Origin of the sequence: Streptosporangium sp. G11 (assembly GCF_051192615.1) — a bacterium.
GTDB lineage: Bacteria > Actinomycetota > Actinomycetes > Streptosporangiales > Streptosporangiaceae > Streptosporangium.
This window is the reverse complement of sequence record NZ_JBPJUQ010000065.1, coordinates 1-24,608: the sequence shown is the minus strand read 5'-3', so window position 1 is coordinate 24,608 and position 24,608 is coordinate 1. Positions and strand designations below refer to the sequence as shown.

Here is a 24,608-nt window from a genome sequence, read left to right as displayed (position 1 = left end):
TCAGCGGCGGTAGCCGGCCATGCGCTCCAGGCGGGCGACACGCTCGGCGGTGGGCGGGTGGGTGGAGAACATCCGGCCGATCCCGGCCCCGCGGAAGGGATTGGCGATCATCAGGTGGGAGGCGGAGGCGATCCGGCCGTTCTCCGGGAGGGGCAGCTGACGGGCGCCCATCTCGATCTTCCTCAGCGCCGAGGCGAGGGCCAGCGGGTCACCCGTCAGCCGGGCACCGGACTCGTCCGCCTGGTATTCGCGGGAGCGGGAGATGGCCATCTGGATCATTCCGGCCGCGACCGGGCCAAGCACGATCATGAGGAGTGCACCGATGAACCCGGGGCCCTCGTCGTCGTCCCCGCCGCCGAAGAACAGGCCGACGTAGCCGAGGTAGGTGATCATGGTGGCGAGCGCGCCGGCCACCGAGGAGATCAGGATGTCGCGGTTGTAGACGTGGGAGAGCTCGTGCCCGATGACTCCGCGCAGCTCGCGCTCGTCGAGGATCTGGGTGATCCCGTAGGTCACGCAGACCGCGGCGTTGCGGGGGTTGCGCCCCGTCGCGAAGGCGTTGGGCTGCATGGTCGGCGAGACGTAGAGCCGGGGCATGGGCTGGCGGGCCTCGGTGGAGAGCTCGCGCACGATCCGGTAGAGGAGCGGCTGCTCGACCTCACCCACCGGCCGGGCGCGCATGGCGGACAACGCGATGCGGTCGGAGAAGAAGTAGGCGACGCCGCTGGTGGCCAGCGCGACCAGAACGGCGATCTGCACGCCGACGCCGCCTCCGAACCACGCCCCCACCGCGATGATCACCGCGGACAGTGCGCCGAGGAGGACCGCGGTACGCAGACCGTTGTGATGCACTACTACACCCCCCTCTCGGTTGATGCCGATTCACCTGTAACAACGTCTCCGGCCAGGTCGAACGTTCCCGGGCGGTTCAGCCCGCGGCGATGAGTGCCGCGGGGACGAGGTCGAGGACCAGCTGGGGGGCGGCCGAGAACGCGATCGCGATGATCACTGCCACCGCGACCGCCACACTCGCGGGTATCCATCCGGCACCGCGACCGCCCGTTCCCGCGCTTCCCGTCACGGCACTCCCCGTCACGGCACTCCCAGTCGCGACGCCCCCGGTCACCGGAGCCAGGGCCGGAGCCGGAGCCGGAGTGAAGATCCGGACGACCCAGGCGACGTAGTAGTAGAGGCCCATGACCGTGTTGACCGCCATCACGGCGGCCAGCCAGCCACCGCCGCCACCGAGGAGCTCCCGGAACACCACGATCTTGGCGAAGAGGCCGGCCAGCCCCGGGGGCAGGCCCGCCAGGCAGATCAGGAAGAAGGCCAGTGCCAGCCCGGCCGCCGGACTCCGGAACGCCAGGCCCCGGTAGTCGTCCAGCTCTCCCCTGCCCGACCGCCTCGACACCAGCGTGACCACGGCGAACGCCCCGAGGTTCATCGCCGCGTAGAAGACCAGGTAGGCGATCGAGGCGTTCATCGCCTCGTCGTCCCTGATGCCGAGGGGGGCGAGGATGTAGCCCGACTGGGCGACGGACGACCAGGCGAGCAGCCGCACGGCATGGCGCTGGCGCATGGCCAGGAGGTTGCCCACGGTCATGGTCAGCGCGGCGAGAATCGCGATCAGGGGGACCCAGGTGGCTCCCTGGCCCCCTAGGGCGACGACCAGGATGAGGATCAGCCCGGCGAACCCCGCCGCCTTGGAGATGACGGACAGGAGGGCCGCGATGGGGAGGGGGGCGCCCTGGTAGACGTCACCCGCCCACGCGTGGAACGGCACCGCTGCGATCTTGAAGGCGAATCCGGCGAGGACCAGGACCACGGCCACGGTGACCACGGCGGGCAGGTCATAACCGATCTGCAGCGAGGAGCTGTAGGCGCTGCCGTCGCCGACGCCTCCCTGGCCGGGCCCGAGGCCGGCGGCGGGGACGCCCTGTCGCAGGGCGTGGGCGATCCGGTCGAGATAGACGGTGCCGGTCGTCCCGTACAGCAGGGAGACCCCGAAGAGCATCACCGCCGTGGAGACCACGGAGACCAGGAAGAGCTTGACCGCCGCCTCGGAACTCCGGCCGTCGTAGCGCTTGAGCGCGGTGAGCGCGAACACCGGCAGCGAGACGAGCTCCAGCGCGACCACCAGCATGATCAGGTCACGGGAGGCGGGCAGGGCGACGGCACCCGCCAGCGTGCAGAGCAGCAGGAAGTACCACTCCCCGACGGGGATGTCCCCGGAGGAGAGTTCGGCCGCCGACAGCAGCACCACGACGATCCCGGCGGCCAGCGCTAGCCCCGCGAAGACCAGCGTGAAGTCGTCGACCACGAACGAGCACGGCGCCGTGGCGGCCGTGGGCACCGTCGGCCCGGTGACCGGAGGGACGATGGCGCCGATCGCCGCGCGGGAGGAGCCGAGCAGCCCCTCGGGCACGCAGAAGGTCCTCAGCGGGTCTCCGGCACGTACGGCCTGAGAGATCACCACCGCCAGGGCGCCGATCACCCCGGCCAGCGTGACCGCGCCGAGTGCCGTCCGGACGTACGGCCTGTGGGGCAGGAAGGCGTCCAGGAGCAGCACGAGCCCGGCGGTGAGGGCGAGGATCAGGGGCGGCGCGACCGCGTAGTAGTCGATCGACTGGATCACGGCGCGCCCACCAGGGTCCGGACCACCGGATCAGTGAGGAGGAGCAACGCCTTGGGCCAGAGCCCGAACAGCAGGATCAACGCGATCAGCGGCACCCACGCGGCCAGCTCGTAGCCCGTCACGTCGGGCATGCGCGACCTGCCCGCCCTCGCCGCTCCCGAGATCACTCGCGAAGTCGTCCCCGAAGCCACCGCCGGCGTCGTTCGCGAAGTCGTTTCCGGAGTCGTCGCCGGAAGGGAAACGTCTCCCCCGCCGACGGTCGCCGCGGAGAGGCCCTCCTTCTCGCCCGCCCCGGAGATGGGGGCACCCTCGTGGTCGCCCTCTTCCCCGGTCGGGCCCGTGGAGGGGAGACCGCCCGCGGCGGTCGCGGCGAGGACCGGGACGTGGACGGTCTCGGTGCTCCTGCCGTGGGTGACGCGGGAGAGCATGAGCAGGAAGTAGGCGGCGGTCAGCACGGTACCGAGACCTCCGAGGGCCATGAAGACCAGGTAGAGGGGGCGGGACAGGCCCGCGGCCGACTCGAAGGCACCGAGGAGGGCCAGCATCTCGCCCCAGAAGCCCGCCAGTCCCGGCAGCCCGAGTGAGGCGACGCAGGCGAAGGTGAGCAGGGAGGCGAGGTGGGGGAGGCGTGTCAGCATGCCACCGCCGAGGGCCGGCATGTCGGAGGTGCCGTAGCGCTCCTTGATCGCTCCGGCGATGAAGAACAACAGGGCGGTGATCAGGCCGTGGGCGATGTTGCCGAACAGGGCGCCGTTGACTCCGGCCGGGGAGAGCGTGGCGAAGCCCAGGAGCACGAAACCCATGTGGCCGACCGAGGAGTAGGCGATCATCCTTTTGAGATCACGCTGGGCGAGACAGGCCAGCGAGCCGTAGACGATGCCGATCACCGCGAAGGCCCCGAGCCAGGGGGCCATCACGGCGGCGCCATCGGGCAGGATCGGGATCGCGACGCGGACGAAGCCGTACGTGCCCATCTTGAGCAGCACGCCCGCCAGGAGCACCGAGCCGACGGTCGGCGCCTCGGTGTGGGCGTCGGGCAGCCAGGTGTGCAGCGGCCACATCGGGGTCTTGACCGCGAAACCGATGCCGACGGCCAGGAAGGCGAGGGTCTGCGCCGAGGGGGACATGCCGGTCCCCCGTGCCTGCGCGAGGGCGGTCATGTCCAGGGTGCCGGTCTGCGACCAGATGAGCAGCAGGCCGAGCAGCAGGACCACCGAGCCGAGCAGGGTGTAGAGGATGAACTTGATCGCCGCCGCCCGGCGGGCACGCCCGCCCCAGATGGCGATCACGAAGTACATCGGGATGAGGACGACCTCGAAGAACACGAAGAACAGCAGCAGGTCGAGCGCGAGGAACGTGCCGATCATGCCCACTTCGAGGACGAGCAGCGTGAACACCAGCGCCCGTGGCCGGTTGCCGCCGGGGCGGGGACCCAGCAACTGTCCGGGGCCGTCGGCGCGCCCCCGGCACAGGTAGACGAAGCAGAGGAAGGTCAGCAGCGTGGTCAGCACGACCAGCGGCAGCGAGATCCCGTCCACGCCGAGGTGGAACCTGAGGTCGAGGCCGGGGATCCACGCCAGGTCGGTCACGAACTGCACCCGGGCGGCGTCGCCGTAGTCGAACGCGGCGACCAGCACCACCGACAACGCGAACGTGAGCCCGGAGACGACCAGGCCGTGCATCCTGAGCAGCCGCTTCCTGGCCTCGGCGTCCGCCCCGGACGGTGCGAGCAGCGCGGCGGCTCCGGCGAGCGGCACGCCGAGGAGCGCGATCAGCACCCAGCTCATGGCGTGGCCACCTCACAGGAGTCGGGCTCGGAGTTCGGCGCCGAGCCGGCCCTTGTGCCCGGCCTCGGATCCGGGTTCGTATTCGGTGTTGGGTTCGCCCTTGTGTCCGGTGTCGGGTCCGGCCCTGTGTTCGGTCGCGGAGAGGAGGTCAACGGCGCGTCACCGCCAGACGGATGAGGAGCAGCACAACGAGGGCCACGATGCCCCAGAACAGCAGAGAGATCATCTCAAGATCACCGCCCCGGCCGCGATCATGAGGACTCCGGCCAGGAGGCCGGTGATGTAGAGCTGGGCGTTGCCGTTCTGCACCAGGCGGACCAGCCCCGCCAGGCCAAGGGTCGCCTGACCCGAGCCGCGCACGGCACCGTCCACCACTCGGTTGTCGGTACGGACGACGAGACTCGCGAGGAGCAGCACGGGCCGGACGAAAAGCCCGGTGTAGAGGGCGTCGGCGTAGAAGGCGCGCTCGCAGGGGGCTCTGAGCGGGCCGAGCAGGCGGGCCGGATCGGCCAGGGGGGCGGAGCGCCACACGGCGTAGACCGCCCCCGCGCCCAGCAGTGCCACCGCGAGGCTGAGGGCGGCGGTGCCCCAGTGGACGTCGCCGACACGGGCGAGGCCGAGGAGCAGGGCGGGAACGGCCAGGACGAGAATGGGCCAGCGCATGGTGGCCGGAGCCTCGTGAACGGCAGTGTGGACGGCGTGAGAAGCGCCGGACGCGGGCTGAGGATGGGGCAGGGGGGCACCACGCTGCCCGAAGAAGGTGCGCAGCCATGCGCGGGTGGCGTAGGCGCCGGTCACCGCGACCGTGACGAGGGCGCAGCCGTAGAGCAGGAAGGCTGCGGCGCCGGTCAGCGGCCCCGACGACAGGGAACGCTCGATGGCCACCAGCACCTCGTCCTTGCTGAAGAAGCCGCTGGCCGGGGGCAGGCCCATCAGCGCGGCGAAACCGATCGTCATCGCGGCGAAGGTGACGGGAAGCTCCTTTCTGAGGCCTCCCATCCCGCTCATCAGGTTGGAGCCGACCGCGTGGATCACCGCTCCGGCGCAGAGGAAGAGAAGCGCCTTGAAAGCGCCGTGGGTGATCAGGTGGAAGACCGCGGCGCTCCGGGACCCGGCGGCCAGGGCGCCGGCCATATAGGCGAGCTGGCTGATCGTGGAGTAGGCGAGGACGCGCTTGAGGTCGTCCTGGGCCAGGGCGGCGAGAGCCGCGCCGAGCATGCCGAGGGCTGCCAGGACCGCGAGGACGTCCAGGGTGGGGCGGGCGCCGAGGAAGGCCGGGTAGAGGCGGGCGACGACGAAGATGCCCGCGGCGACCATGGTGGCCGCGTGGATGAGGGCGCTGATCGGTGTCGGTCCGGCCATCGCGTCGGGGAGCCAGACGTGCAGCGGCACCTGGGCGCTCTTCCCCGCGACCCCGGCCAGCAGCAGCATGGTGGCGGCGATGAGGGTGCCGGACGACATCTCGGGGACCGCGGCGATGACGTCGGCGATCCTGAAGCTGTCCGCCGCCGCCCCGAGGACGAAGATGCCGAACAGGAATCCGACGTCGCCGATCCGGGTGACGAGGAACGCCTTGATCGCCGCTCGCGAGTTGGCTCTGTCTTCCCACCAGTGCCCCACCAGGAGGTAGGAGCACAGGCCCATGATCTCCCAGCCCACGTAGAGGACCATGAGGTCGGCCGCGTAGACGACCAGCAGCATGGCGCTGGTGAACAGGCTGATGAAGGAGCTGTAGGACGGGTAGCGCCGGTCGTCGCGCATGTAGCCGACGGAGTAGACCTGCACGGCCAGCGCGACCACGCCGACCAGCACGGCGATCGACGCGGCGAGGCCGTCGACCAGCAGCCCGACCGTGATCGGCACCGAGCCCGTCTCGATGACGGTGAACGTCGCGGTGACACCGTCGATCGCCCCCTGAGCCCTCAGCTCGGCCGGCGCGGACAGCTCGATTCCGCTCCCGCCGGTGGCCGCCCAGGTGGCGTAGGCCAGCCAGATCGCCAGGGCCGCGGAGATCGCGGTCGGCACCACGGCGATCCAGGCGGCCCGGCGGTTGGCGTCGGTGTCGCTGCCGGTGCCGGTGCCGGTGCCGGTGCCGGTGGTGACCTTGGAGGTGTCGTCCGTGGGGACGCCGGCCTCCGGGGGCGTCACGCCGCGGAGACCCCGGGGGAAGCGGGAACCGAGCAGCCCGGCGGCCGCCGAGAGGAAGGGCAGCAGGATCACGAGGGAGGCGATAGTGATCATGGCGCGTCACCCGGCCTGGAGTCCGCCCCGGATCCGGCCTCGGACCGGGGCCGCCGCGAACCGGTGCTGGAACCGGCGTTGATGGGGTCGGGGTCGGCGGAGTCGGGGCCGGCGGGGTCGACGTCGGCGGGGTCGACGGAGTCGGAGTCGGTGTCGGTGTCGGTGTCGGTGTCGGTGTCGGTGGGATCGGACAGGGAGCGGAGGCGGTCGAGGTCGACGGTCTGGCGGTTGCGGTAGAGCGCGAGGATGATCGCGAGACCGAGGCCGACCTCGGCGGCGGCGATCACGATGACGAACAGCGTGAGAACCTGCCCGCTGTGCAGCCTGTCGCGCAACCACACGTCGAAGGCGACCAGATTGAGGTTGACGGCGTTGAGCATGAGCTCGACGGACATCAGCACGAGGATCGTGTTGCGGCGGGCGAGCACCCCGTACACGCCGATGGAGAACAGCAGCGCCGAGACGACCGCGGGATAGACGACGTGCACGTCAGTCCCTCCCGCGGATGTCCGTGCGGGACAGGACGATGGCGCCGATCAGAGCCGCCAGCAGCAGGACGGAGAGCGCCTCGAACGGGAGCACCCAGTTACGGAAGATGCTGGAACCGAGCTCGCCGGCCGAGCCGCCGCCGGGCTCAAGCGGGACGTAGGCCATGCGGAAGCCGTCGACGACAACGGTGACCAGCACGGCCGCGGTGGCGATCGCCACGATCGCCGCGGCCGGCCGGTTCGGGCTGTCGAGGTCGGCGCTCCTGCCGATCGGGGCGCGGGTGAGCATGATGCCGAACAGGAGCAGGACCACGATCGCCCCGACGTAGATCAGCACCTGGACCCAGGCCACGAACTCGGCGGTGAGGACCAGATAGCACCCGGCCAGCGCGCCGAAGCAGACGACCAGCCAGAGGGCGGCGTGGACGAGCTGCCTGGTGGTCACGACGAGGAGCGCCGACCCGACGGCCACCGCGCCCAGCAGAAGGAAGACGATCTCCTGCCCGGTCGGCGACAGATAGGACGGCACCTCGGTCACGTCTCCTCCTCGGGCTCTCCACTCGGATCCGTGGGAGGAGTCTGCTCCGGTGCGGCCGCCGCCGGAGACGTGTCGCCCCCACCTGTGGATAACTTTTCAACGGACGACCCACCTGTGGACGGATCGTTCTTCTTCGGAAGGGCGCCCGGTGGCCGGATGGCCCGGACACTCGCGTGCCCCGCCGAGGTGCCCGGCCTGGACGGTCTCCCCGGGGACGGGCCGCGCCGCGCGGGTGGCGCCTCAGGGGCGCCGGGGGGCGGAGAAGGCGACGCGCCGGGCGCGGAGACTCCGGGACCCGGACCCGCGACAGGGCCGGACGGGAGACCCGGCCCGGAGGGGGACTCGGCTGCGGAGGGGGATTCGGCTGTGGAGGCCGGGGCGCCGGGCGAAGGAGGCGACGCGCCGGGCGCGGAGGTTCCCGGGCCGGGACCGGCGACGGGGCCCGGGGCGGGAGTGGCCTCGGAAGCGGGAGCGGGCCCGGAGGGGGCGGGGCGGGGCCGGACCGGGCGGGAGGTGGCCGCCAGCTCCTTCGGCGGATCGGCGTTGGGCTCGTGGGCCGGAGGCGGCGGAACGGTCTGCGCCCAGGCGGCCAGCTTGTCCTTCTCATGGAGAAGGTTGCGGATGTCGCCTTCGGCGTACTCGAACTCGGGGGACCAGAACAGGGCGTCGAAGGGGCAGACCTCGATGCAGATCCCGCAGTACATGCACAGGGAGAAGTCGATCGCGAAGCGGTCGAGCATGTTGCGGGCCCGGGGACGGCCGCCTTCCGGGGCGGGGAGGGTCTCCTTGTGGGAGTCGATGTAGATGCACCAGTCGGGGCACTCGCGGGCACAGAGCATGCACACCGTGCAGTTCTCCTCGACCAGCGCGATCACCCCCCTGCTCCTCGGGGGCAACTCCGGCCGGACTTCGGGGTACTGCTGAGTCACCGACCTGCTCAGCATGTGGCGAAGGGTGACGGAAAGCCCCTTCGCCAGACCCACTCCTGGTATCCGTGCCACAACTCAACATCATGGCGCACAGCGGGGCGCTCGGGAATGCGTGGGCCCCGGTGACCGTAACGGCAGGGGAATCAACCTGGGAAACAAGTTATCCACAGAAGTTATCCACAGACTGTGTGTTCGAGAACAACCCCCCAACACCGCCTCACCGCCGAAGCGACTGCGGACATCCTGAAAAAATCGTATTGTTCGCCACATGTCCCACCAGCACGGGCCGGCCTGGCAGTCGCAACCACCGGCGCGATCCAACACGGCATGGAGCGTCGTGTGGGCGCTGGTACCCCTGCTGACCTGCGGCATCGGGACACCGTTCGTCATCGGCCACGCCGCGCGCCGGCTGCGGAGCCCGTTGCTGGTCATCGCCGCCGTCTTCTACGGCCTCGGCATCGGCATCTTCATGACCGCCGCGGCCATCTACGGGAGTTCCGACAGCATCCCGGTCGTGCTGGACACCATCGGGACGATCGGCCTGTTCGGCAGCTGGATCGGCGGGCTGGGCCACGCGCTGATCCTCAGGGGATCGGTTTTCCGGCAGTGGCCGTCCCAGGAATTCCGCCCGGGGCCGCCTCCGGGGTACGGCCATGTCCAGGGCCCGCCCCAGGTGCCGTCGTACCAGACGGGTCCCACCGCGGCCTCGGTCATGTACCCGCCCGCGCAGGGACCGCAGCCGCGCCACCTGGAGCCTCCGCACCACGGCGGATACCAGCGGCCGCCACAGCCCCGCCATGACGGCCGGCCGCCGCAGTACGCGCCCGAGTACACCCAGGGTCGTTTCGCGCAGGGCCAGCCCACCCATGCCTCACACGCCCCTCACGTCCCCTACGCGCAGGGCCAGCCCACCCACGCCTCGCACGGCTCCCAGGCCCCCTACGCGCAGGGCCGGCCCGCCTACACCTCGCAGGGCCAGAACGCCCCGGCCCCACAGGGCTGGCTGGGGCCGTACCGGCTGATCGGCAGCCTGGGGAAGGGCGGCCAGGGAACGGTTCACCTCGCACTGACCCCGCAGGGGCAGAAGGTCGCGATCAAGGTGCTGCACGAGCACTTCAACGGCAACCAGGTGGTCAGGGAGCGGTTCCTGCGGGAGGTGGAGGCGACGCGCAGGGTGGCGACGTTCTCCACGGCACGGGTGCTGGACGTGAACATCAACGAGGACCAGGCGTACGTCGTCAGCGAGTACGTGGAGGGCGACTCCCTGGAGCAGCTGGTCCGCGACAAGGGCCCGCGCGACGAGGACGGCCTGACCCGGCTGGCCCTGGCCACGGCGGGCGCGCTGGCCGCGATCCACCGGGCCGGCGTGGTGCACCGCGATTTCAAACCGGCCAACGTGCTGATCGGCGCCGACGGCCCCCGCGTGATCGACTTCGGCATCGCCCGAGCTCTCGACCAGGTCACCGCGACGTCGGGCAACATCATGGGAACCCCCGCCTACATGTCGCCCGAGCAGCTCGCGGGTAAGGCGATCGGCCCGGAGACCGACGTGTTCAGCTGGGCCGCGACCATGATCTTCGCCGCCTCGGGGAAGGTGGCCTTCGGGGAGGACACCATCCCCGCGATCCTGAACCGGGTGATCAACCACCATCCGGACCTGGCGGCCCTGCCCCGGTCGCTGCGCCCGCTGGCCGCCGCCTGCCTGGACAAGCAGCCGGGCAACCGGCCCACGGCCGCCGACATCATGCTGCGGATCGTGCAGTAGGGACCCGCGATCATCGGCGCCCGTGACCGGGTCCGGGGTCCGGGGCCCGTGAGCCGGGGTCCTGGATTCGTGAGCCGGGCCCGTAAGCCGTAAGCCGGGGCCCTGGGTCCGGGATCCCGGATCCGGCTTTAGGGGACCGCGTCCTTCGCCCGTGCCGTCAGGTCCAGATACTCGTCGCGGGTCAGCGTGCGCACCGTGAGCTCCAGGTCGTTCGCGGTGGCGAAGCGCTCGACCTCCGCGGCGTCCCAGCGTCCCGGCAGGTGGAACAGCTCCCCGCCCACCAGCAGGCCGGTCACCCCGGACTCCGCCGAGTACAGCAGCAGCTCGGAGGCGTCCAGCTCGCGGGTCCTGCGCGCGGTCTCCAGCAGGAGGCGGTCGTGGACGACCACCAGGCGGCAGTGCGGCTGTCCCTCGCGCCTGAGCACGCGCCCCTGGACGGTCTGGTTGCGGGACCTGCGGCGGCCGACCCCGACCACGACGACGGCACCGGCGACCGTCAGCGCGGCCAGCACCAGGGCGGCGATCCCGAGCGGACCCATCCCCCGGGTGACGTCGGCGCGGGCCTCGGTCAGGTTGAGGAGCACGAGCGCCACGAAGACCGCCCCGTAGGCGAGCACCGCCCACATCAGCACGTACAGCAGCTGCTCGCGCCACCACACCTTCGGCGAGCTCAGGGGCGGTCTGAGGGTTCTCGCGCCGGGCATGCGCAGGCGCGGCAGGGGGGCGGGCGCCCTGCGCCAGGTCACCGCGCGCCATCTCGGCGACCTGCGGGCGAGGGCGACCCTGGCCCGCTGCGGCGTCTCGAACGCCCGGAACTCGAACTCCAGCCCGTTGTCCTCGGCGAACGCCTTCACCGCCCTCTTCGAGCGGGATCCCGGGGCCTCCAGCATCACCAGGCCGGACTCGTCGAGCACCGCCAGGCCGTATCTCGTCCTTCCCCTGCCGGGATAGCCGAAGATCAGCAAAGTGCTCGCCCGGCCCTCCCCGGCGAGCGGTAGCCGCATCGGCGGATGTTCCGGCACGTCGACGACCAGTTCATCCTTTTCCACGGCAAGCGCGAGGGTCATGCGTTCCGTCCTTGGCAGCTGGTGTCACAGAGTGTATTTACTCCCTGCCCTGCGTGGGCACTTCGAACGTCAGATCCTCCGGTACGACGGCTTGAACGACGCCGGAACGGCCGGCGGAGAAGGGACAACGGGGTCACCCCACGGCGATCCTGACGATTCCCGTCAACGCGAGCTGGACCAGTGCCAGCGGCACCAGAACGACCCAGGCGAGCCTCTGCAGCTGGTCCTCGCGGAAGCGGGGATAGCTCACCCGGAGCCAGATGATCACGAAGACCAGCAGGAAGACCTTGAGGAGCATCCACACGGGCCCCGGCAGGAAGGGGCCCTGCCAGCCGCCGAGGAACAGCACGCTGGTGAGCGCGGACACCACGATGATCCCGGCGTACTCGGCCAGCATGAACAGGGCGAACCTCATGCCGGTGTACTCGGTCATCGGGCCCATGATGATCTCGGAGTCGGCGATCGGCATGTCGAACGGGGGCCGGCGGAGTTCGGCCAGCCCGGCGACGAAGAAGACCACGCCGCCGATCGCCTGCCAGGGCAGCCACCACCACTGCCAGGCCTCCACGATGCCCGGCAGGGAGAGCGTGCCCGCCGCCATCGCGACGCTGGAGGCCGCGAGGACCAGCGGCAGCTCGTACGACATGAGCTGGGCCGCCGAGCGCATCCCGCCCAGGACGGAGTACTTGTTGCCCGAGGACCACCCGGCCATGATCGAGCCGAGCACGCCGACCCCCATCACGGCGAGGACGAAGAACAGTCCCGCGTCCAGGTCGACCCCGACCAGCCCCGGTCCGACCGGGATGACGACCATCACCAGGAGATAGGGGATCAGCGCCACGCCGGGGGCCAGGGCGAAGACCCGGCGGTCGGCGGCGGTCGGGATCACCTCCTCCTTCTGCATGAACTTGACCCCGTCGGCGATCAGCTGGGCCCAGCCGTGGAAGCCTCCGGCGTACATGGGGCCGAGGCGCGCCTGCATGTGCGCCATGACCTTGTGCTCCATCTGCCCCGCGACCAGCGGCAGCACCAGGAAGACCCCGACGATCACGACAAGTCGTACCGCGACGTCGAGCACCTCGGCGATCACGGCCACCTCCGGTCCCTCGGGAGAACTCTCCGGCCACCACCGGCATCACGAACATCTAAGGCGTCGCGGGCATCATCGGAACGAGACGGCCTTCGGGGGGTCTCAGGTGCCACGCTCGTGCCCCCAGTCGACGGGCACCCCGGGGGGAAGCGTCTTGCGGCGGCTCGGCGAGCCGTGACCGGACTCCCCGGGCTCCTTGGCCCCCGGCCAGGCTTTGGCGACCCGGGCGGCCAGCACGAAGTCCTTGCGCAGCGGGAAGCCCTCGAAGCCCTCGGGGAGCAGCAGCGGCACCAGGTTCGGGTGGCCCTCGAAGACGACGCCGAACATCTCGAAGGTCTCGCGCTCGTGCCAGTCGGCTCCGCGGAAGACGCCGACCGCGCTGGGCAGCCGGGGGTCGGCGCGCGAGACCCGGGTACGCAGCAACAGATGGGCGTGCGAGACGGGGGCGAAGAGGTGGACGACGACCGCGAACGCCTCCGGCGGCTCGTCCACCGCGGTCAGCCAGTCGAAGAACTCGTAGCCTCCGGCCCTGGCGGACTCCAGCAGGCCGATCCAGCCGTCGGGGTCCACCTCGACCGTGGTCTGGCCGAAGGACTCCGACACCCGGGCGCCCTCGCCGTACGCGAAAGCGGGCGCGGAGCCGGGCTTGGCCTCGGGTGCGGGTTCGGGCAGGTCAGGCATAGCGGTCACCCAGGTTCTCCGCGGCGATCTTCTCCTGGAGCATCATGATCCCGTGGAGCAGCGCCTCCGGCCGGGGAGGGCAGCCGGGGACGTAGACGTCGACCGGGATGATCTGGTCGACGCCCTTGGTCACGCAGTAGGAGTCCCAGTACGGGCCGCCGGAGTTGGAACAGGCGCCGAAGGAGATCACGTACTTCGGGTCGGGCATCTGCTCGTAGAGCCGCTTGACCGCGGGCGCCATCTTGTCGGTCACCGTGCCCGAGACGATCATCAGATCCGCCTGCCGGGGACCGTTGGCGAACGGGATGACTCCGAACCTGATGAAGTCGTGCCTGCTCATCGAGGTCGCGATGAACTCGATGGCGCAGCAGGCCAGGCCGAAGTTGAACACCCACAGCGAGTAACGGCGCCCCCAGTTGAGGATGAGGCGCATGGGTTTCGGGGCCAGACGCGAGACTGGCCCCACGGTGGGCATCGGGAGATCCGCCATGGCACGCATTCTCCTTCAGAGTCGGTGCTCGCGCTCGCCGGGCCTTCCAGACGCTCAGGTCCAGGTGAGCACGCGCTTGCGCCAGGCGTAAAGGATGCCGAGCGCGATGAAGCCGAGGAAGACGAACATCTCGGCCAGGGTGGTCATCCCGAAGCCGGGCGCGGCGAAGATCGTCGCCCAGGGAAACAGGAAGACCGCGTCCACCGCGAAGACCACGTACAGGTAGGTGAACACGTAGTAGCGGATCTGGGACTGCGCCCAGCCGTCGCCGACCGGGTCGACGCCGCACTCGTAGGTGAGCAGTTTCTCCGGGGTGGGGCGGTTGGGCCGGAGCCCCCGGTTGACGAGCAGTGCCCCGGCGACGATCAGCAGGCCGATCGCGAACAGCGCGAGGACCACCACATAGGAGCCGAAATATCCGCTCATGGCCTCTCCTCCTCGGGGACCCCGCACGAACTCCTCAGGACCCGCCGCACGGACGGCTCCGAGACGCCACACAAAGGCCGCGAAAACCGACCGTATGGAGACCGCGAAGACCTGCCGTACGGACGTTCCGGGCCTGCGTGCACGAACGGTCCGGGACCGGCCGTACGGGACGCTCCGCCCTACCTATAGCAGTATCCGCTCTTCCCGTCACGCAGGGGAACCACCGGGCGGGAACCAGCTAAAGCCTCCGTCCACTTCACATAAAATCGGAGCAAAAACCCCTTTAGCGCATATAGCGTTATTTCTATGCCTAAAATGCGATTCGCCGGAGGAATCGCTTGGATGGCCGCAATGCTGACCGGTTGCGGCATAGCCACCGCCTCCCCCCACGTGAAGCCCCTCGTCCCCTCGGAGCCGACACTGATCAATTACGTGGACCCCGCCATGGTCCACGGTTTGAGCACGAGAAGCCTGAACACAGGAGAGACCGCGGGCCGGCATGTGCACGCCATCTACCCCGCCGTCGCCGAGGCCCCCCTCCTCACCGAGAAGCTCCGCGAGACCGTGACCGAGAGGCTCGACCGGTTCACCCGGCACGACGTCCCCGCGGGTGCCTTCCCCAATCCCGAGTTCAACGTGGAGTGGCAGCTCGCCGCCGCGTCCCCCGAGGTCCTGGGGGTGCGGCTGCGCATCGGCCAGTCCATGGGCTCCGGCTGGAGCGAGTCCCGGACGACCGTCTGGTACGACCGGGAGCACCGGCGCGCCCTGGACTCCCCCGACCTGCTCAGGGACGGCACGGCGCTGACCACGCTGACCTGGCTCGTCAGAAGGGAACTGGCGCTGCGGGGGCCGCTGGTGAACCCCAACGCGCTCAGGCCGACCCCGGCGATGTTCGACTCCATCGGTTTCAACCCGCGCGGCGACCTCGTCGTGGAGTTCGACGACGAGCAGGTGGGCCTGGGCGTCGCCGGCCGGGTGGCGGTCGCCGTACCGTCCTCGACCGCGGCGCCGCTGCTGTCGGCGACCGGGCTGCGGGCACGGCGGGCGGCCGTGGGGACCGCGACCCTCACCTCGCAGGAGGACATGCTCGCGGCGCGCAGGGACAGGCCGGCGGCGCGCAGTTACAAAGCGGGCGGCGTGGACTGCGCGAAGGCCAAATGCGTGGCGCTGACCTACGAGGACGGGCCGGGGCCCGAGACCGGGCGGCTGCTCAACATCCTCGGCGCGTACCGGGCGAGGGCGACCTTCTTCGTCCTCGGTTCCAACGCCTCCGCGCGTCCCGAGCTGCTCAGGCGGATGCGCGACGAGGGGCACCTGGTGGCCAACCACAGCTGGTCCCACCGCGACCTCACCGTGCTCCCCCCCGCCATGCTCACCGACCAGCTCACCCGCGCGCAGTACGCGATCACCCAGGCCATCGGCCAGGTCCCCACGCTGATGCGCCCGCCGTACGGCGTGACCGACGTGCAGGTGGCCTCCATCGCGCGCCGGCTGGGCATGTCCGTGGTGCGCTGGAACGTGGACGTCGAGGACCAGCGCGACTCCAACCCCCGGACGATCGCCAGGCGGGCCATCGCCCAGGTCAAGCCCGGATCGATCGTCCTCATGCACGCCTTCCGGGGCGCCACCGTCGACGCGGCCCCCGAGATCCTGCGCGGGCTCGCCGCCAAGGGCTATACCTTTGTCACCGTCCCGGAACTTTACGGCTCGCGTCCGATGGAGCCGGGCCGGACCTACGACTCCGGAGCCGTGTCGACCGTGCTGGAAAAGCAGTCCGTGTCATAACCTGGGGCTATGGGGCCATAGCCGGAGGCGATGAGAGCGTCTTCGCGACGGGACATATAGTTGGGCATCGTGATCCCAACTGTCCTCTTCGGCCGCCTGCACGTTGACCTGTGTCGGCTCGCGGCCGGGCTGTGTCGGGCCGACCGTCTGTGATCGTGACTTCTCCGTAGGCCGTACGACGGCGCAATGCGCGACGTCCGCCCCCAGGCTTCGACTCAGATTCGACTCAGCGGCTACCAAGGATATGGGACAAAGGTCACTTTCCTACGCCGAGTGGAACGCGAGAAGACTACGCGTGACCCCGAGGATCTAGCATGGAAAAAAGAATGTGCCACGAGCAACGGCGCCCTGTCGCGTCGAGGAGGACTGAGCTGTGACCAAGCAGGTTCAGCAACTCGACCGCGTGATCATCCGATTTGCCGGAGACTCCGGCGACGGCATGCAGCTGACCGGTGACCGCTTCACCGCCGGCACCGCGGAGTTCGGCAACGACCTGTCGACGCTTCCCAACTTCCCGGCGGAGATCCGCGCGCCCGCGGGCACCCTGCCGGGTGTGTCGAGCTTCCAGCTCCACTTCGCCGACCACGACATCCTCACGCCGGGCGACGCTCCCAACGTCCTGGTCGCGATGAACCCCGCCGCGCTGAAGGCCAACCTCTCCGACCTGCCGCGCGGTGCCGACATCATCGCCAACACCGACGAGTTCACCAAGCGCAACCTGCAGAAGGTCGGATACGACGGCAACCCCCTCGAGGACGACTCGCTCGCCGAGTGGCGCATCCACCCGGTGCCGCTGACCTCGCTGACGGTCAAGGCCCTCGAAGGCTTCGCGCTGTCCAAGAAGGACGCCGAGCGCTCGAAGAACATGTTCGCCCTCGGGCTCCTGAGCTGGCTCTACCACCGGCCCACCGAGGCGACGATCCAGTTCCTCGAGACCAAGTTCGCCAAGAAGCCCGACATCGCCAAGGCCAACATCGCCGCCTTCCAGGCGGGCTGGAACTACGGCGAGACCACCGAGTCCTTCTCGGTCTCGTACGAGATCAAGCCGGCCAAGCTGGCCCCCGGCGTGTACCGCAACATCTCCGGCAACCAGGCGCTCGCCTACGGCCTGATCGCCGCCTCGGTGCAGTCGAAGCTGCCGCTGTTCCTCGGCTCCTACCCGATCACCCCGGCCAGCGACATCCTGCACGAGCTGTCCAAGCACAAGCGGTTCGGCATCCGCACCTTCCAGGCCGAGGACGAGATCGCGGGCGTCGGAGCGGCGCTCGGCGCCGCCTTCGGCGGGGCGCTGGGCGTCACGACGACCTCCGGGCCCGGCGTGGCGCTGAAGGCCGAGACCGTGGGCCTCGCGGTGACCACCGAGCTGCCGCTCATCGTGGTCGACGTGCAGCGCGCGGGTCCCAGCACCGGCATGCCCACCAAGACCGAGCAGACCGACCTGCTGATGGCCATGTTCGGCCGCAACGGCGAGTCGCCGCTGCCGATCGTGGCGCCCTCGACCCCCTCCGACTGCTTCGACGCGGCGGTGGAGGCGGTCAGGATCGCGGTGAAGTACCGCACCCCGGTCATGCTGCTCTCCGACGGCTACCTCGCCAACGGCTCCGAGCCCTGGAAGCTGCCCGACGCCGCCGACCTTCCCGACATCTCCACCGAGTTCGCCTCGGGGCCGAACGACGAGGACGGCGTCACCTTCCTGCCGTTCAAGCGCGACGCCGAGACCCTCGCCCGCCCCTGGGCCATCCCCGGCACCGCGGGCCTGGAGCACCGGATCGGCGGCATCGAGAAGGCCGAGAACACCGGCAACATCTCCTACGACCCCAACAACCACGACCGGATGGTCCGGGTCCGCCAGGCCAAGATCGACGGGATCGCGAACGACATCCCGCCGCTGACCGTGGACGACGCCGACGGCGACGCCCGCGTGCTGGTCCTCGGCTGGGGGTCCACGTACGGGCCGATCGCGGCGGCCGTGCGGCGCATCAGGAGGGCCGGGGGCAAGGTCGCCCAAGCCCACCTGCGGCACCTCAACCCGCTGCCCGCCAACACCGGCGAGGTCCTGCGCGCGTACGACAAGGTGCTCCTGCCGGAGATCAACCTTGGCCAGCTCGCGCTGCTGCTCCGCGCCCGTTTCCTCATCGACATCATCAGTTACAACCGAGTGCGCGGGCTTCCGTTCAAGGCCGAGGAACTCGCCGGCGTGATCCAGGACGTGATCGACAGTGAGTAGTGCTGAGTTGCCCGCGGTGTCCACCCCCGGAAGGGGCGGGGCCCTTTCGCTGGTCCCGAAGTCCGAGGTAAAACTCGGCATGAAGGACTTCAAGACCGACCAGGAGGTCCGCTGGTGCCCCGGGTGCGGTGACTACGCCATCCTGGCCGCGGTCCAGTCGTTCGTGCCGGAGCTCGGGCTCAAGCGCGAGAACATGGTGTTCGTCTCGGGCATCGGCTGCTCCTCCCGGTTCCCGTACTACATGGACACCTACGGGTTCCACTCGATCCACGGCCGCGCCCCGGCGATCGCGACCGGCCTGGCCGCCTCGCGTCCCGACCTGTCGGTGTGGGTGATCACCGGTGACGGCGACGCGCTGTCCATCGGCGGCAACCACCTCATCCACGCGCTGCGCCGCAACGTCAACCTGAACATCCTGCTGTTCAACAACAGGATCTACGGCCTGACCAAGGGCCAGTACTCCCCGACCTCCGAGATCGGCAAGATCACGAAGTCGACCCCGATGGGATCGCTGGACAAGCCGTTCAACCCGATCTCGCTGGCCATCGGGGCCGAGGCCTCCTTCGTGGCCAGAACCATCGACTCCGACCGCAAGCACCTCCAGTCGGTGCTGCGCGAGGCCGTCGAGCACCGGGGCACCTCCCTGGTCGAGATCTACCAGAACTGCAACATCTTCAACGACAACGCCTTCGAGCAGCTGAAGGACCCGGCGCAGCGCGACGACATCACGCTGCGCCTGGAGCACGGGCAGCCGATCGCCTCCGCGTCCAAGGCGGTGCGCAGGGCGGCCGACGGCAGCATCGAGGTCGTCCCGAGGTCGTCGGTGAGCGAGGACGAGATCCTCGTGCACGACGCCCACCGCGCCGACCCGTCGCTGGCCTTCGCGCTCTCCCGGCTGGACGAGCCCGCCTTCGAGCACGTCCCGATCGGCGTCTTCCGCAACGTCGACCGCCCCTCCTACGACGAGCTCATGGCCGAGCAGCTCCAGGAGGCCGTCGGCGACCGGGGGCCCGGCGACCTGAACGACCTGCTGCTCGGCGGAGACACCTGGCGCATCGGCTGAAGCGGCACCACACGGCACCGCACGGAAACAACGCCTGATCGCACAGAACTACACAGAACAGCGCTGAACGGCAGGGCTCGCTCCTTGGAGCGGGCCCTGTCGTTTTCCGGCCCCTTCCATTTTTCGGCGACCCCCTTTCCGGCGACAGCCGCTTTCCTCCGAATCACCTTTTCGAGGGATTATCTCCGTCGTCGCCACGGCATCCCGTGCGGCAAGGTATGAATTCCTTGGGCCGCACGGCTCCGCCCGGTCCGGGTGGCGCCGCGCGGTGCCGTTCCCGCCGGCGGGAGTTCCGGCCCTTCTGAGACAGTCCGGCCCTTCACGTGAAGGCGCCCGCGAAGCTCGCCACGTACGGGAAAGGAATGCGCCCATGCCGAGCCCGGCTCAGGAAGACCACTGGTGCACGAGGCCCGTGCTGGTGACGGGGGCCGGTGGCTTCATCGGGACCCACCTGGTGCGGCGTCTGGGCGCGCTCGGCGCGCGGGTGCACGCGGTCAGCCGCCGGTCCAGGGAGAGCTCGAACGGCGAGACGTGGCACGTCGCGGACGTCGCCGACGCGGGCGCGGTCGAGTGGCTCATCGACTCGACCCGCCCGGCCGTCGTGTTCCACCTGGCCAGCGAGGTCGCCGGGGCCAGGGATCCGCGACTCGTGCTGCCGATGCTGCACAGCAACCTCACCAGCGTGGTCAACCTGCTGACGGCGGTCGCCGCCGTCCCCGGGACCAGGGTGGTGCTGGCGGGTTCGCTGGAGGAGCTCCGGCCGGACGAGGGCGACAGGGCGCCGTCCTCGCCGTACGCGGTGTCCAAGTGGGCCGCCGACGGCTACGCGCGGATGTTCCACCACCTGTGGGACGTCCAGGTCAGCAACCTGCGGATCGGCATGGTCTACGGGCCCGGCCGCCAGGACACCCGGAAGCTGGTCCCCTACGTGGCGCTGTCGCTGCTGCGGGGGCGGACACCCGAGCTCGGCAGTGGAACGCGCCACCTCGACTGGGTGTACGTCGACGACGTGGTCGACGCCTTCCTCGCCGCGGGCGAGACCCCGGACGCGGCGGGCCGCGCCTTCGACATCGGTACGGGGACGGGCACCTCCATCCGCGACACCGCGGACCTGCTCTCCAAAATCGTCGGTGGCCGGGCCCGCCCCCGCTACGGCGTACTCGGCGACCGCCCGCTGGACAGCGCCAGGATCGCCGATCCAGCTCCCGCCGCGGAGATCCTCGGCTGGCAGCCGGCCGTGGGGCTTGAGGAGGGTCTGCGGCGTACCGTCGACTGGTTCGCCCGCGAGAACGGCTGACGGGCGGCCGGGCCGGGTCGCACCCCCGAAGACGGCCCGCACGCGCAGGTGCTCCTGACAAAACCGGGACCGTCGGCGTTGATCGCCACAACGCACTACCGCCCCGGCCGAGACCACGACTTCGGCAGGTCAAAACACAAACATTCGGCAGAAATAAAGGACCCTGTACGGCAAATCGAAAGGATCATCTTCGGCAGATATAAAGTAGCCGCTAGGATCGACGAGTGCGAAACGCCATGGACCACGTTCCCAGGCGGGCGGCTGACCTGGTCACAGAGGCCCTCGCCGACACGCGGATCGTTGTGATCAACGGGGCTCGCCAGGTGGGCAAGAGCACTCTGGCCGAGCTTGTCCTACGCCAAGGGCCGAACGGAGTGGCACGCTTCCTCGATGATCCGGTCACCCGGGCGGCCGCCATCGAGGATCCAGTCCGGTTCGTCCGCCATGACGGCTTGATGCTCATCGACGAAGTTCAGCGGGTGCCCGACCTCTGGCTGGCGATCAAGCACCTGGTTGACCGTGATCCACGCCCCGGTCGATTCCTGCTGACCGGCTCAGCACGACTGCTCTCGCTGCGCAGTTTGCCGGACGCGTTGCCAGGTCGCTCGGAGACCGTCGAACTCTGGCCGCTGTCCCAAGGCGAGATGGACGGCACTCTCGACTGTTTCGTCGACGCCGCCTTCGCCCTCGGCTCCGATGTCCGCAGCGGATCATCGACACTGCGGCGCAAGGATTATCTCGCCAGGATGGCCCGGGGAGGCTATCCGGAAGCGGTACGCCGCGAGTCTCCCCGCCGGCGGCAACGGTTCTACGAGAGTTACGTCGCGGATCTACTCAGCCGTGACGTCAAGCAGGTGGCGGACATCGAGAAGGCCGGTGACATGCGCAGACTCATCGCGCTGCTGGCCGCTCAGACAGGCGGACTGCTCAACGTGAACCGTCTCGCCTCCGAACTGAGCGTTACGGCGCCAACGGTTCGTAGCTACATCGACATCCTGGAAACCATCTATCTGGTGAGGCTGATACCGGCCTGGTCATCGAACTTGACGACTCGGGCGGTCGCGACCCCGAAAGTCGTCTTCGTCGACTCCGGCCTTGCCAACTATCTGGCCCTGGGAACCGCGATCGACGCGCCGCTTGGCGGTTTGATGGAGAACTTCGTGCTCGGTGAGCTGGCTCGTCAGCTCACCTGGTCCGATACCACCGCCCGGCTCCATCACTACCGTGACCGCGACCAGTACGAGGTAGACGGGGTACTCGAAGACAACTCCGGCCAGATCATCGGCATCGAGGTCAAGGCCGCGGAGACGGTACGGACAGATGATTTCCGCGGCCTGAGACTCATGCAACGACGGCTCGGCTCGCGGTTTCACGCAGGATTCGTCCTCTACTGCGGCACGGAGTCCCTGAGCTTCGGTGACGGCCTGGCATGTCTGCCCATCTCCGCGCTGTGGACCACGGACGCTCCTGGTACATGAGCACCAGACGACGCCGTTTCCGGGGTCCGGGTACGACGGTAGAAGCCCTCGGCCAGGTTGCCGAGGGCTTCTCTCTTTTCCAGGAGCGAGGTCAGAAGTCGAACTCGCCCTTCTTGGCACCGTCGACGAAGGCGTCCCAGACGCTCGCACTCACCACGAAGGGCGCCCGCTCGGGAGCCTCGGTGTCACGCAGACCCACCCGGCCGCCGGACAGCGGGGCGACCTCCAGGCAGTTTCCCTGATCAGACCCGCTCTTGGTGGCCTTGCGCCAGGTCGCGGTCTTCAGCTCGTCGCTCAGATCCACAGTTTCTCTGCCTTTCTGATCAACTCGATGGACGCGCGCTGGGGCTGCGCCTCCGCGCGCAGGGCGTCGTATCTGGCGTGGATGGCTTCCACATCTTCCGGACGACTCGACACACTTCCCTGAATCGCGGATTGGATATACACCATATCCGGGTTCCCCGGAAGCTGGGCGATCACGAAACCGCCGAGGATTCCGGTCGTCACTCCCAGCTCGATGGGAACGATCTGGATGCCGATTCGCGGGGACTCTATCGCCTGTACGAGACGTTCGAGTTGTCGGCGCATGACTTCCCTGCCGCCGATCGGACGGTACAGAACGCCTTCGTCAATCACCGCGCGGAACAGAGGCGGGTCTGCGCGACCGAAGATCGCCTGACGCTCCATCCGAGCAACGACGGCCTTTTCTGTCTGCTCGTCGGTTATGCCGGGCTCTCCACGGATAACCGCCCGCGCGTATTCCTCGATCTGGAGAAGGCCGGGCATGACGAGCGGCTCCCAGGTGTGCAGCGTGTGCGCCGCCGGCTCGATGTCGAGCCAGCTCCGGAACCACCGAGGGCTCGTGGCATGGGTGATGTGCGCCCAGAACTGGACGAGCTCCCCGTCCGCTCCCAGGGCGTCGTCGCAGCGTTGTGCCAGGTTGCGGCTGGGTGTGCGCTCACCCCTCTCGATGAAGCTCAGCAGACTCCTGCTGAACTGAGTTACCTCGGCCAGCTCATCTTGAGTCATTTTTGCCCTTTTTCGGTATTTACGGAGTTCCGCGCCGAAGAGAGCCAGGTTGCTCATTGTCGGGTCGAGCTCGGAGTTCGTGAACATTTCAACTCCATCCAGCGAGGAATTCCACACCGCGACACAAATGACACAGCTTTTCCACAAACTGTCGCACCGATGTGTCGCAAGTTTCGATACCCAAAGCAGCCATCCGGGGGCACTCTGTGAAGTGGTCCGGGACAGCGGAAACGCTACCGGAGCGGCCCTTTCGCGTACACGGAGAGCCATCCTCCAAGGCCATCGAAAAATACCGTTTATATCCGGACAAGAGGGTGGAAGGTGTCTGTCGATTCATTGGTGAAGGAAAGAACGGTCGCGGTTCACAGCTCTTCTGGACACATACCTGTCACCGCTGAGTAAGTCCTGCGGAGTCGCCTCCTCGTAAGGCGAACCCACACCGGTACATCGCCCCAACCCACAACTAAAGCGGGGCCTGCCACGGCACTGCACGCCACGGCAAGCCCCTCGACCGGACACAGGAGGTCCGACCTGATGCGCAACCTTAGAGGAAACCCCAGGCCGATCAGGGTGCGTTGGCACGCGAACCGGCCGCCGATGCCGCTCGGCTGCCGTTGGTGCGGTCATCCCCCGTACGCCCACGAGGCCGCCAGCCTTCCGCACCGCGCGCACCATCACTGGGAGCAGCCCACCTCCGCCCAGGTCCACGCCCGAATGGCCGTTCGCCGCCGTCTCAACCTCTCCGGCCGCCCGATCCCCGGCCCCACGGCCCCCGTCGCCTTCCCTACGCGGCCTCCGGAGGTTTTCCCAGGTCGGCACCGGCGGCCGGAGCAGGCCGTGACCACGGCCGCCGTGCCGTACCGGCGTGGACGGCCGCCGACCCCTCGTCCCCCCTCCGGCAAGCACACTCCGTACCGGCAGGGAGCGACGGCATGAACGAACGCGCGCCCCAGCCCCGGCAGGGCGACACCGGCGCGGAGCGACCACCGCGCGGGTCGGCTCCCGGCCCTGGGACCCGGCCGAACGAGCAGCCGCCGAGCGGCTCGACCAGGCCGAACACGACACACCGCCACCCCGAGGAGAGACCATGCCCGAGACCCCGGACACGCCGCAGAGGTCCGGTGAGCACCCCCTGGACGTTCCCCGCACCGTCTGCTGGGACCTGCCGCATGATCTGCCGATCGTCGGCAAGGCTCGTGCCATGGTGCGCGAGACCCTCGTCGCCTGGGCGCTGCGGCACCTCGTCGACGACGCCGTCCTGGTGGTCGGCGAGCTGCTCGCCAACGCGATCATCCACGGTGAGCCCGTGGTCAGGCTTTCCCTGTGGGCGAACACGGACGAGCTCCGGATCCAGGTCACCGACCGGGGAACCGGGCAGCCCCGCTTCCTCGTTCTCGATGCCGAGGCCGTCCACGGCCGTGGTCTGGCCATCGTGAGGGCCCTTGCCCACGACCACGGCGTCATCCCCCTTCCTGACCGCCCAGGCAAGACCGTCTGGGTCCTCTGGCGTCTTCCTTTTCAGTCTTTGATGTGGCTGCGCGCACGCCCTGCGGGCGTGAAAATCGGGGGTGGTTGCCCGCCGACGTCGAGTC

General features: G+C 69.3%; 21 protein-coding genes and 1 pseudogene. 8 read left to right on the top strand and 14 right to left on the bottom strand.

All coding sequences use genetic code 11. From position 1 onward, the window contains the following. From htpX to ACSDR0_RS38715, 7 genes and pseudogenes are all read right to left on the bottom strand, one after another. A complete protein-coding gene (gene htpX / locus ACSDR0_RS38745; RefSeq protein WP_435293929.1) occupies positions 1–852 on the bottom strand; it encodes a zinc metalloprotease HtpX in 852 nt (283 codons plus the stop codon). Between the two features lie 76 nt (positions 853–928). Then, positions 929–2,635, bottom strand: a complete 1,707-nt coding sequence (locus tag ACSDR0_RS38740; protein ID WP_435293928.1) for an NADH-quinone oxidoreductase subunit N — start codon at positions 2,633–2,635, stop codon at positions 929–931. Beyond that, positions 2,632–4,422, bottom strand: a complete 1,791-nt coding sequence (locus ACSDR0_RS38735) for a complex I subunit 4 family protein (protein ID WP_435293927.1) — start codon at positions 4,420–4,422, stop codon at positions 2,632–2,634. The genes ACSDR0_RS38740 and ACSDR0_RS38735 overlap by 4 nt, the downstream gene beginning before the upstream one ends. A 222-nt stretch (positions 4,423–4,644) precedes the next feature. After that, complete coding sequence (locus tag ACSDR0_RS38730; protein ID WP_435293926.1) at positions 4,645–6,663, bottom strand: NADH-quinone oxidoreductase subunit 5 family protein; 2,019 nt, start codon at positions 6,661–6,663, stop codon at positions 4,645–4,647. A gap of 185 nt (positions 6,664–6,848) precedes the next feature. After that, a pseudogene (gene nuoK / locus ACSDR0_RS38725) lies at positions 6,849–7,151 on the bottom strand (NADH-quinone oxidoreductase subunit NuoK); the annotation flags it as partial. Position 7,152: 1 nt separating this feature from the next. Continuing rightward, on the bottom strand, positions 7,153–7,689 hold the full coding sequence (locus ACSDR0_RS38720; RefSeq protein WP_435293925.1) for an NADH-quinone oxidoreductase subunit J family protein: 537 nt from the start codon (positions 7,687–7,689) through the stop codon (positions 7,153–7,155). Beyond that, positions 7,686–8,633 (bottom strand): 4Fe-4S binding protein, encoded by a 948-nt coding sequence (locus tag ACSDR0_RS38715; RefSeq protein ID WP_435293924.1) that lies wholly within the window; start codon positions 8,631–8,633, stop codon positions 7,686–7,688. Before ACSDR0_RS38715 ends, ACSDR0_RS38720 begins: the two co-directional genes overlap by 4 nt. 253 nt (positions 8,634–8,886) lie before the next feature. Between ACSDR0_RS38715 and ACSDR0_RS38710 the strand changes: the two genes are divergently transcribed. Beyond that, complete coding sequence (locus ACSDR0_RS38710) at positions 8,887–10,383, top strand: protein kinase domain-containing protein (RefSeq protein ID WP_435293923.1); 1,497 nt, start codon at positions 8,887–8,889, stop codon at positions 10,381–10,383. Positions 10,384–10,511: 128 nt separating this feature from the next. On the opposite strand, the gene ACSDR0_RS38705 is transcribed toward ACSDR0_RS38710, so the two are convergent. The 5 genes from ACSDR0_RS38705 to ACSDR0_RS38685 form a co-directional block, all read right to left on the bottom strand. Beyond that, a complete protein-coding gene (locus ACSDR0_RS38705) occupies positions 10,512–11,450 on the bottom strand; it encodes a hypothetical protein (protein WP_435293922.1) in 939 nt (312 codons plus the stop codon). A 133-nt stretch (positions 11,451–11,583) separates the two neighbouring features. Further along, on the bottom strand, positions 11,584–12,537 hold the full coding sequence (nuoH, locus tag ACSDR0_RS38700; RefSeq protein ID WP_435293962.1) for an NADH-quinone oxidoreductase subunit NuoH: 954 nt from the start codon (positions 12,535–12,537) through the stop codon (positions 11,584–11,586). Positions 12,538–12,642: 105 nt separating this feature from the next. Then, positions 12,643–13,221 carry an NADH-quinone oxidoreductase subunit C gene (locus tag ACSDR0_RS38695; RefSeq protein ID WP_435293961.1) on the bottom strand — a complete coding sequence of 193 codons (579 nt, stop codon included), beginning with the start codon at positions 13,219–13,221 and terminating at the stop codon, positions 12,643–12,645. Further along, positions 13,214–13,711, bottom strand: coding sequence for an NADH-quinone oxidoreductase subunit B (locus tag ACSDR0_RS38690; RefSeq protein ID WP_329089290.1), 498 nt, complete (start codon positions 13,709–13,711; stop codon positions 13,214–13,216). Before ACSDR0_RS38690 ends, ACSDR0_RS38695 begins: the two co-directional genes overlap by 8 nt. Before the next feature lie 54 nt (positions 13,712–13,765). Beyond that, positions 13,766–14,137, bottom strand: coding sequence for an NADH-quinone oxidoreductase subunit A (locus tag ACSDR0_RS38685; RefSeq protein WP_435293921.1), 372 nt, complete (start codon positions 14,135–14,137; stop codon positions 13,766–13,768). Between the two features lie 342 nt (positions 14,138–14,479). Here ACSDR0_RS38685 and ACSDR0_RS38680 point away from each other — a divergent pair, with 342 nt between their 5' ends. From ACSDR0_RS38680 to ACSDR0_RS38655, 6 genes are all read left to right on the top strand, one after another. Further along, positions 14,480–15,922, top strand: a complete 1,443-nt coding sequence (locus tag ACSDR0_RS38680) for a polysaccharide deacetylase family protein (RefSeq protein WP_435293920.1) — start codon at positions 14,480–14,482, stop codon at positions 15,920–15,922. Between the two features lie 69 nt (positions 15,923–15,991). Continuing rightward, positions 15,992–16,075, top strand: coding sequence for a putative leader peptide (locus ACSDR0_RS38675; RefSeq protein ID WP_435293960.1), 84 nt, complete (start codon positions 15,992–15,994; stop codon positions 16,073–16,075). Between the two features lie 220 nt (positions 16,076–16,295). Beyond that, the gene (locus ACSDR0_RS38670; RefSeq protein WP_435293919.1) at positions 16,296–18,149 is read left to right on the top strand and encodes a 2-oxoacid:acceptor oxidoreductase subunit alpha; all 1,854 of its coding nucleotides are present in this window, start codon (positions 16,296–16,298) and stop codon (positions 18,147–18,149) included. A 16-nt stretch (positions 18,150–18,165) separates the two neighbouring features. Then, the gene (locus ACSDR0_RS38665) at positions 18,166–19,212 is read left to right on the top strand and encodes a 2-oxoacid:ferredoxin oxidoreductase subunit beta (protein ID WP_435293918.1); all 1,047 of its coding nucleotides are present in this window, start codon (positions 18,166–18,168) and stop codon (positions 19,210–19,212) included. Positions 19,213–19,582: 370 nt separating this feature from the next. Continuing rightward, entirely contained in the window at positions 19,583–20,509 is a 927-nt protein-coding gene (locus tag ACSDR0_RS38660) for an NAD-dependent epimerase/dehydratase family protein (protein WP_435293917.1), read from the top strand. Positions 20,510–20,733: 224 nt separating this feature from the next. Then, positions 20,734–21,987, top strand: a complete 1,254-nt coding sequence (locus ACSDR0_RS38655; RefSeq protein ID WP_435293916.1) for an ATP-binding protein — start codon at positions 20,734–20,736, stop codon at positions 21,985–21,987. Between the two features lie 91 nt (positions 21,988–22,078). Here the strand turns inward: ACSDR0_RS38655 and ACSDR0_RS38650 are convergent, their stop codons facing one another. Together ACSDR0_RS38650 and ACSDR0_RS38645 are read right to left on the bottom strand one after the other, a co-directional pair. Further along, on the bottom strand, positions 22,079–22,291 hold the full coding sequence (locus ACSDR0_RS38650; RefSeq protein ID WP_435293915.1) for a DUF397 domain-containing protein: 213 nt from the start codon (positions 22,289–22,291) through the stop codon (positions 22,079–22,081). Next, entirely contained in the window at positions 22,282–23,103 is an 822-nt protein-coding gene (locus ACSDR0_RS38645; protein WP_435293914.1) for a helix-turn-helix domain-containing protein, read from the bottom strand. Before ACSDR0_RS38645 ends, ACSDR0_RS38650 begins: the two co-directional genes overlap by 10 nt. 1,000 nt (positions 23,104–24,103) lie before the next feature. Between ACSDR0_RS38645 and ACSDR0_RS38640 the strand changes: the two genes are divergently transcribed. Beyond that, positions 24,104–24,608, top strand: a 505-nt coding sequence (locus tag ACSDR0_RS38640; RefSeq protein WP_435293913.1) for an ATP-binding protein, incomplete at its 3' end; no start/stop codon positions are given.